Origin of the sequence: Zunongwangia pacifica (assembly GCF_023499215.1) — a bacterium.
In the GTDB taxonomy this organism is placed as follows: Bacteria; Bacteroidota; Bacteroidia; order Flavobacteriales; family Flavobacteriaceae; genus Zunongwangia; species Zunongwangia pacifica.
In genome coordinates this window covers 1-8,981 of sequence record NZ_JAKHSK010000069.1, presented here as the reverse complement: position 1 = coordinate 8,981, position 8,981 = coordinate 1, and the positions used below count along the sequence as shown (strand labels likewise).

11 protein-coding genes and 1 pseudogene are annotated in these 8,981 nt (G+C 36.3%); 3 read left to right on the top strand and 9 right to left on the bottom strand.

Annotated features, from left to right (window positions below; all coding sequences use genetic code 11):
- Nucleotides 1–150: pseudogene (locus L1967_RS21825) on the top strand (IS256 family transposase); the annotation flags it as partial.
- A gap of 89 nt (nt 151–239) precedes the next feature.
- Here L1967_RS21825 and L1967_RS21820 read toward each other — a convergent pair.
- From L1967_RS21820 to L1967_RS21790, 7 genes are all read right to left on the bottom strand, one after another.
- Nucleotides 240–605, bottom strand: coding sequence for a hypothetical protein (locus L1967_RS21820; protein WP_249603611.1), 366 nt, complete (start codon nt 603–605; stop codon nt 240–242).
- 188 nt (nt 606–793) lie between these two features.
- Nucleotides 794–1,405 (bottom strand): hypothetical protein, encoded by a 612-nt coding sequence (locus tag L1967_RS21815; protein ID WP_249603610.1) that lies wholly within the window; start codon nt 1,403–1,405, stop codon nt 794–796.
- A 205-nt stretch (nt 1,406–1,610) separates the two neighbouring features.
- Nucleotides 1,611–1,874 (bottom strand): hypothetical protein, encoded by a 264-nt coding sequence (locus tag L1967_RS21810; protein WP_249603609.1) that lies wholly within the window; start codon nt 1,872–1,874, stop codon nt 1,611–1,613.
- Between the two features lie 221 nt (nt 1,875–2,095).
- Nucleotides 2,096–2,593 (bottom strand): hypothetical protein, encoded by a 498-nt coding sequence (locus tag L1967_RS21805; RefSeq protein ID WP_249603608.1) that lies wholly within the window; start codon nt 2,591–2,593, stop codon nt 2,096–2,098.
- A gap of 53 nt (nt 2,594–2,646) precedes the next feature.
- Nucleotides 2,647–2,829 carry a hypothetical protein gene (locus L1967_RS21800; protein WP_249603607.1) on the bottom strand — a complete coding sequence of 61 codons (183 nt, stop codon included), beginning with the start codon at nt 2,827–2,829 and terminating at the stop codon, nt 2,647–2,649.
- A gap of 196 nt (nt 2,830–3,025) precedes the next feature.
- Nucleotides 3,026–3,460, bottom strand: a complete 435-nt coding sequence (locus tag L1967_RS21795; protein ID WP_249603606.1) for a hypothetical protein — start codon at nt 3,458–3,460, stop codon at nt 3,026–3,028.
- A gap of 234 nt (nt 3,461–3,694) precedes the next feature.
- Entirely contained in the window at nt 3,695–4,681 is a 987-nt protein-coding gene (locus L1967_RS21790; RefSeq protein ID WP_249603605.1) for an RHS repeat-associated core domain-containing protein, read from the bottom strand.
- A 93-nt stretch (nt 4,682–4,774) separates the two neighbouring features.
- On the opposite strand from L1967_RS21790, the gene L1967_RS22515 reads away from it, so the two are divergent.
- Nucleotides 4,775–4,894: a helix-turn-helix domain-containing protein gene (locus L1967_RS22515; protein ID WP_420856433.1), complete on the top strand. Its 120-nt coding sequence runs from the start codon at nt 4,775–4,777 to the stop codon at nt 4,892–4,894.
- Nucleotides 4,895–5,065: 171 nt separating this feature from the next.
- Nucleotides 5,066–5,437 (top strand): helix-turn-helix domain-containing protein, encoded by a 372-nt coding sequence (locus L1967_RS21785; protein WP_249603612.1) that lies wholly within the window; start codon nt 5,066–5,068, stop codon nt 5,435–5,437.
- A gap of 42 nt (nt 5,438–5,479) precedes the next feature.
- Here L1967_RS21785 and L1967_RS21780 read toward each other — a convergent pair whose 3' ends face one another.
- Both L1967_RS21780 and L1967_RS21775 read right to left on the bottom strand, forming a co-directional pair.
- Complete coding sequence (locus tag L1967_RS21780; RefSeq protein ID WP_249603604.1) at nt 5,480–6,112, bottom strand: hypothetical protein; 633 nt, start codon at nt 6,110–6,112, stop codon at nt 5,480–5,482.
- A partial coding sequence (locus L1967_RS21775) for an RHS repeat domain-containing protein (protein WP_249603603.1) occupies nt 6,112–8,981 on the bottom strand: 2,870 nt, incomplete at its 5' end. The genes L1967_RS21775 and L1967_RS21780, both read right to left, overlap by 1 nt.

The following is an 8,981-nucleotide window of genomic DNA, read 5'->3' as shown; positions in this document are numbered from 1 at the left end:
AAATTATCCTTCCCTACCGATGATGCTGTAATGAAATCTGTATATTTGGCTACAAGGGAAGCCACTAAAAAATGGACAATGCCTGTTAGAAAATGGGGGATTATCCTCAATCAGTTCTTGATCATATATGAAGAAAGGGTTCAACTTTAAGTTATAAAATCAAACCCCTTTATTTAAAACTTACACACTTTACGGGATAGTGTCTCGGAAATGCAATTAACACGCCAATGATAAGTTTTTTATTCATGTGCCCCCAGATGTTCAGCTAAAGTTTTTAATATAGTTTTATTACCAGATCCATCAAATGTAAATTTAGAATATTCTTGTCTTAAATTAATTGACGATCCATCAAAATTATTCTCTAATTGATTAGCTCGAATAGCTCCACCTAATGTCGTTCCAATTAATGATCCTACACTAGCCCACCTGTTGGCTAATGAGCTTAATCCAACGGCGCCACCAATTTTAACTAGTGCCATATCACTAAAACTATGTTCTACACCTACAGTGTTCATATTCAATTTAATGCCATCAATCAATCCATTTGTCAAAGCTTTAATTTCACTAGTCTGTTTATTTAAAAATTTTTGATATCTCTTGACCATTTAATTTATTTTCTAATTTTCCCTAAGCTTACTGAACCTTCTTCTTTAGTATTAAATACTCTATCTATTGTTTTTAGTAGTAAAAATTGACTCTGTTGATATCACTTTAGTTCCTACTGTTCCATCATTTTAACGTAATCAGTTGTGGTTTTCCATGTGTAATTATAAACATACCTTGTAAAAGATATTTACCTGTTAAATTTAGGTGGGTTTTTCATTCCTTTCAAAATATCATTTGCATTAACTATAATTATAAAATTAAAAAATGGATACTTATCTTCTTTTTTATAACTCTTATAGAATACAGTAAAGATTAGGGGAATTAGGTCAGTTATAATGGATGTCTCTGACTCTTTTAAATCGGTATAAAACATTGCATTTAAAAGTTTCCTTTCTCTGGTTTTGTATTCTTCTATGTGTTTACTAAAGTTTTCTAAAACTTCATTTTTATTAAAACTTTCATCTTTATAAATAAATTCGTCAAAATCGCCCATTTGCGCGACCATATTAACACCAGTACATTCATTTCTGTTATCTATAATATAAAACTTATATTCTAAATTATTTTTTTTATAATATTTTTCATTAAAACAATCATCAATATTTTCTTTTTTTGAAAAAAAAGATAAATTATTATTTCTTTGAAGAAAACTTTTAAAATATTCTTTTTGAATAGTGCAAGAGGAAAGTGTAAAAAGTACACTAAAAACCAATACCTGCTTTAAAATAATTGAGCCAAGACCTTCCATCTTTAGTATGTTTATAATGTTTTTGTAAATTTCTAAAATTCCTTTCTGCATAACTAAATACATCTGCCCTTTGTCCCGATGTGATTGTCTTCCAAGTAGGATGATTAACTTGGTATAATATGGCTTCCATTTCCTCAAAGCTGGTATAAAAAGATTTATTCCTCTTCATAATTACTGTCTAAAACTAAGCAAAATACTATACTTTTAAACAGTTCATCTTTAAGGGAAGCTTACATTCCATTAGCATCGTATTTTTTTAGATGTAGATGAATTTCGGAATTATAGGGGTATTCCCTTTTACCACCAAATCATTCTTTCGCCTCTCGCCATTGTTTTTGCCTACTTCCCCCATTTTATTAACCGTTACAACTTGCGATTCACCATTCCTCCCTTCCATAAAACCTTGTTCCGTTTGGATTTTGTCACTCGCCGCCGTTTTATAGATATTTACCATCTTTTGGCTTTCCGAATCCGAAAATGCAGTTACTAAATATCCTTTTTCAATAACGCATTTTAACATTAACGATACTTTTCTGTATGATGCAAAGGCTCGTGTAGATTATTCATAAAAAGCCCCCAGCTTTTTAACTGTGGCTTTGGCTAATTGATAAAATAATATTATTCTTTTTCAGCTGTTGAAAGAGTTTACTCAACATATAATTATACATATCTATATTTAGAGGATTAGGATTAATTATTGCTGTTAGCTTTGATTCTCCGTATATTTTCCCTTTCTCATCTTTAAAGTAAAGTAAGTAGGATTTCCATTTGAGATTTCATAACATAAAATTTAGAGTTTAAATCAATGCACTCTTTATGATAGATATCAGGATTAAATGATTCAAATAAAAAGTTTTTAGGCTCTTTTATCTCACCTCTATTAATAATACTTACTTTATTATTATCACTTACTGTGATAGAATATTCTTCTAAAACCGTATCATTTTTTATTATTATATGATACCATTTATCTTTTATCGAAAAAAGCAAATAAGGTTTGCTTTTAAGACTATCCTTTAAATCAGATTTTTCAATAACATTAAGAACTTTATTGTTGTTTAAATTATCATAATTTGATTGAGACGTAATACAACCAAAACATAATATGTTGACACAAAATAATATGATATATTTTTTCATCTTATTTAATTTCTTTGAGTTTCCTATTCGTATAGGCAAAGCATTAGGATTAAGAATGTTTGCACCACCGTGTTCTGTTCTTGGTGTTCCAACACCCATTACTCTTTTAATTAGGTTTTCTACCCTTATTGCTCTTGTATTGTTAGGTATGCCTAACACATTATTGCTCCAGCTACACCGTGTCCTATAATTTCGTGACCAGTAGTAATTGCTCTACTTCCAGTAGTAGTTCCGTCTGATACACCTGCACCTTCAGAAATTAAAGAATAAGAACCGTCATTCGTAGGTATATTCAATCCACCCCCTGACAAAGTATTTAACAATTGACCTGACATCGTTTCACCTAGAATCATAGCATCAGAAGTTCCTGCAGGTGTGGTCTTATCTAAATGAGCTTTGAATACATCTGTTCCTTCCGTTGAAACATTTTTCTGATGTGTTTACGAACTCAACTATGTGTTGTCATCAGAATTTATTGCATCTGTCACACTTTGAGCTAATGCTAAATCATCTCCTTCTAAAATTGCGTGCTTATTTTGCAGGCGATTCAAAGTATACTATATCTTTGATAGAGCCTTTGTGCACACCTAAATGTCCATTGTTGCCACTATCATAGATACCTCTAATTTTTACCTTTTCTTCAGAATAATTAGAAAGCTTATTCTCTTTATAAAGACTTTTCCCTTCTTTATCCAATAAGTCTGAAAAATAATTAAATTCCACCCAAATATTCTCACCGTTATTGAGCTTTGCATCTGTAGACAAAAAGGATGTTTCTATGGAATAATAAAAATAAGCTTGTAACTCTACTTTTTTGCCGTTGTAAAGTTCTGGATTGTCGATGATATCCTTTACAGAGGACTTTATGTAATCATCTGTCGAATAGCTAATTTTGCTGGACTCATATTTATCAACCACTGAACAACTATTGAAAATGACAACCAAAAACAAAATACTGTACTTCATAATTAAAATTAGTTAAATTTTTGTTCTCTCGTATCTGGCACATTAGATGTATTCGGCATTTGCACTCTTGTGTTATCTATCACTCTCGTAATTATCCTCTCACTAAAAGGATTGTAGTTTTTCTTGGCGTTAGAAATAATTTCACTAATCGTTAGTGGCAATATGTATGAGTTAAAATATTCAGCTGACGAACCTCCGAGAGCTCCTTTAAGACCATAATTTGTTCCTCCGTATCTATAGTCTCATTTTTGTTTCGCCATCTTGAGCCCTTAAATAATTCTCAAACTTTACTGCATTTATCTCTGAACCTGGCAAACCGCCCAATACGTTCTTAGTAAAATCAAAGCCTCTGAGCACATCATATGCATGACCTAATTCATGGCCTAGTTTTATATGACTCTTATTAAAGAACACACCATCATGTAAACCTGATCCCTCTGAAGAATATAGAATCTCATTATTATTTGGATTAAATGAATTAGACATGGCATTACCAGAATTTCCAATATTAAACCCTTTTTTAGAGTCTTGTAGGTTTCCAACAACTTTATTACCAAGATTCGTATCGGCTATTTTATTTAAATCAGATACCGCTTGGTCTACAAAACTACTGTTGCCATCATACTCATCACCCTTTACTATATTCCCGTCTTTATCTTTGCTATAATGATATGCTTTTCCATTTTCATATAGTACCGAATAAACCTGATTACCTTCATCATCGCTTATTCCAATTGTTATATAATCACCATTATAATCTATGTAAGAGATAGGATTGTTCGCTCCATATTGATAAGTTGAAATAGGCATAAAGCTTTCTGCAAACCTATCTATATTCATGAATCTACCAATAGATGCATCGTAATTCCTCGCTCCATACTCCAACCAGTTCAACCCTAAAGATTCTTCAAGCTCTTTTCTATTATAACCATAGGGATTGTCGGTGCCATTAATAACATCATTATACCCCCTGTGCCGTAAGCCAAAAGGATAATAATTATGTTCCTCAACAATAGAAGCATTCGGGCTCGATACTGATCCACTGTTATCATAAGACACTCTAATATTCCCTAAATGATCCTTGTACTGGTAGACATATTTATAACTGCCATTTTCTTTAGAAACATAGCCTTCCGGGTGAAAATAAAAGTCAAAGCTGCCCCCACGGTACATAAAATTGCCCGCATACAAGGTCTCGGTTATACTGCCATTATCGTTCACCCGTTTCTTTAATTTTACCCCATTGGCATCATAAAAATACTCAATTTTCTGCGAACTGCTCCTATTAAAGATAATACTTGTGGGCAGGTTCAGGTGATTATAAATGATGCTATCTCCAAGTACGAACGTAACGATAATTCTCCGTCCATTGAAATGGCTCTAAAGATTTCCAACGCCTTTGAAGTCTCGGTGGATTACCTGGTAGGAGAATGAGAACTCTCCACCTATGATTAGGAAGTGCTTAAACGCATCGATGATCTCGAAAACTGTCCCGAAGAAGATAAATAGCACCTGTTCTATGTCATCAATCACCTCATTATACAAATCAATCGTTTAACTTAATACTAGGAGACTACCACCAAACCAAGCCATGTAGGACGTAAAATCGCCCGCATTCGTGAACTGCGAGGCATGAAGCAGGAGACCCTCGCCGAAGAGCTGGGGATTTCCCAGCAAAGTGTTTCGCATATTGAGCAGAGCGATACCCTAGAGGATGATAAGCTGGAACGGGTGGCTAGAGTTTTAGGGGTATCCAAGGAAGCTATAGAAAACTTTTCGGAAGAGAATATGCTTAATTTCATTAATAACTTCAACGATAATAGCGTAAACCACGGGCCACTTAACAACCACCATTGTACCTTTAACCCGCTGGATAAACTGGTAGAAGCCTACGAAGAAAACAAAAAACTCTACGAACGCCTTGTGCAGGCCGAGAAAGACAAGGTTTCGTATCTGGAGAAGCTACTCAATAAATAACTAAAAACCGCCTCAATGGGCGGCTTTTTAAATCACAATAGCCTATTCAGTCCAATTTTCAACCTCTCTAATTAATTTCCAGCGCCCTTTTTGCATTGAAAAAATACCAGATATTCCTTGATTCAGATTAGATATTCTCAAATAAAGAAGATTTTTATTTTTGTTAAATAAGGGTTTGGACACGATAATATAATCAGCTATTTCGAGGTTGTTATCTTTATTGTATTTATCTACAATCCTATCAATGGAATCCAAACTAACATTATCCCGTAAATATTTCTTTACGTCTAAAATTTCATAACCGTATTCAGATAGTTGATTTAAATCGAGCTTACGATTAGATAATATTTGTTTTTTGATATAAAGAGTGTCGTCTACATCTAAAATGTCTGATACGAACTCAATGAAATTTTGTTGTTCTTTAAAGTCATTTTCAATACTATCATAATATTTCAATGAAGGTGGTGGTAATAGTGAATAATTGGAAACTAACATTTTGCCTGTTGGCAATATATTTAGATCCAAAGTATCTTTTAAAATTGTTGAAATGGCCTGTATTTTATAATCATCGGATATTGCCGGAATATGATTTTCGGAATTCTCCTTACACTTTACATATATTACATATAGGAATACTAATGCAATAAGCGTTATAATAATGTTTAGTTTTTTCATCAGTTTCGATAATTCAAAATCCTAGTTTTAATCTCATCTTCACTTAATCCTGTTTTGCCTTCTCTATGCATATTTATCATTGCTGGTAGAACTTTTTCTAGATAGAGAGAACCAGGCTGTCTGCCATCCATATGCTGATTGTATCCCGGATTTGTGGAATTATAATTCCCTTTAATGTTAGAATTATCGATTGAACAATTATCCGTTAAATCCTCTGCATAAGAATTGGCGTGCTGTATTGTCTCGTGAAAAATGGTTTCTGTTCTAGAAAGAATATAAAGCAATCTTGCCATAGGGTCATTTGTGTTTTCACTATAATCTTTTGCCTCTTGGTTATTGGTGTTAAGCTGTGAATTAATGTATATGTCTATTGTGCCTTTTCCATTGCGCTCCATCACATATTGACCACCTCTCAATCGAGTAATACCATTAGGCCCTTTATCTCCTTGGACATCAGAATCATTACCTTTTAAATAATTTATGTTATCTGAATGGTAAGCTAAATCAATTCCTTGTTGATCGAATGTCCCACTTTCTGTATATTCGTGACCAGCTATAACCTGACCAGCTTCGGCGAAATGTGATAAAAATTCTATACCTGCATCTGATTGAGCAAAAGCCAAAAAGGCCTCTGCTAATTCTTGATTAACATAATTACCATCATCGTCTTTTTCTAATATTCCTGAAACATCAACCCTCATCCCGTCGGGGTCAACGAAGAAAATAGGATTATTTAGCGCATAGGAATATGGTGTACTATTAACATAAGCTTCAGCCAATGGGTCAAGGTTCATCCATCTACCTAAATCAGGATTATAATTGCGTGCTCCAAAGTCATACCAATCCAAGCTATTCCCGGAGAAGGTTTCATCCTGGAGTTCCTTCCCCCCAAAACCATAGCGTTTCGCGGCATCATTACCTAGACCACTGCCCCCATCATTATAGCCCTGATGGGTCAGCCCGAAAGGATAGTAGTTTTTCTCCTGTACGATCTGAAGGTCCACCGGGTTTCCGTTGTTCTGGTTGGCATCGGTATAGCTTAAGCGCACATTTCCGAGATGGTCGACGTAATTGTACACATAATTGAACTGGCCGTTGTCATAGGAGACATAACCTTCCGGAGTACTGAAAAACTGTAGCTCATTTGCACCAGCACCAATCTTCTCATAAACAAAATTACCAGCGTAGTCTGTTGTTTTGCCCGGGATTGCTTTTCTCAGTTTCACCCCCGTGGCATCATAGGTATATTTGATGACCTGGCTACCCGAGTTGTTGAACTTCACCTCGGTGGGAAGGTTTAAATGGTTATACGTGATATTGGTGATCCCCTTGTTGGCATCGGATAGTAAGTTGCCATTCAGATCATACGTATATTCCGTAGTGGCCGTAGAATGATCCAAAAATCCGTAATTATCATTACCGCTGTTCTCTTCGATACGTTGCAGCTTGTTCGAGGTGCCCTGGTACTTATAGATCAAATTATCCATGCTCCCAAAATGGTTGTTGTTTGACAGGCTGGGACTGGCCACGATAGCGCCCCTACGGAACAAATGGGTGATATTCCCATTGAGATCATAGGTCGTTGGAATGGAAGAGGATCCCAGGTTAAACTTATCGCCATTATCACCACTGCCGGTCCCCCCATAGGCTTTGGTAATCCTGTTGAGGGCATCATAATAGTACTTATAGCTCTTTTGGGCATTGTCGGTGCTCTTGGTCCGCCAACGTACCTCGCTGATATCCCCATTGTAAAGATCGGTACTGTTCCCATCATGGTAATACAGGGACATATTGAATAGCTTGCTGGTACTGCCAATATTATTGATACCTTTCAACCAGCCGCGTACGTTATAGGCATAGTCCACCTCTTGAAGGGCGGTATAGCCTTTACGGTTGCCCACTTCCTTGCTTTTCAATTGCCCTAATTCATCATAGGTATTTGCGGCTATCCGTTCTTCATTGCCGCCATTGACCTTTTGGGTATGTAAGGTTATCCTTCCCAGATCGTCGTATTGATAGAAATCTTCTACCGTAATGGTAATGGCTCCCGTACCGGTCTTGACGTGGGTGGTTTTTGTCTTTTCCACTTCCCCAGTAAAGGCATCCAGCAAATGCTCGGTAGTTTGGGTAGTGCCCAGGTATGGGTTCTGTTCTTTGGTATAGATTAGGCGCCCTTTGGCATCATACCCATTGATTATCTCGATCCAGTGATTGGTATTCAGTACACGGGTGAGGCTCCCGGTGGCCAGTCCCTGGACTTTACTACCCCCCTTAACTATCGTTTGTCCCTGGCTGCTTGAGGGTAAACTCAAAGAAGGGTTATAATCGTAATTGTCGTAATAGTTTACCGTATACAATTCATTGATACCACTGGGTTTGGCCTGGTTGCTATAATAAATCGTTTTTCCGCCTACATTAGTAGCTCCCTGGCGTTTTTCATAATGATAGGCAGCCCCAGAAAAGATCCCTTCCATGGAAGATCGCTCCCCAGTATGATTGATATTCCCCGTATACGCGACACGCCCAAAGGCATCATATTTGGTAAATAGCCATTGCCCTTTGCCCTTTAATTCCTCATCACGGGTCATTGCCGGTTGGTCCAGATTATTGTATACAATAGCCTCCAGGCCTTTTCCGGGGATTTTCTTTTCGATCAGACGGTTACGGTGATCATAACGGTATTGATAGCACAGTTCGCTTAACGGACTATTTTCAGGTCCAGCAGTAGAAGCCTCATCGATAGAAGCCCTAAAGGTACTCCCCGATTGGGCATGAAATCCTGGCTGCAACACAATAACATCACTCGAGGTAAGCTCCAGGGTTTCCCCGTTACCCACCACTGCCTGGGAATAGACGGCATCGCTTCCTG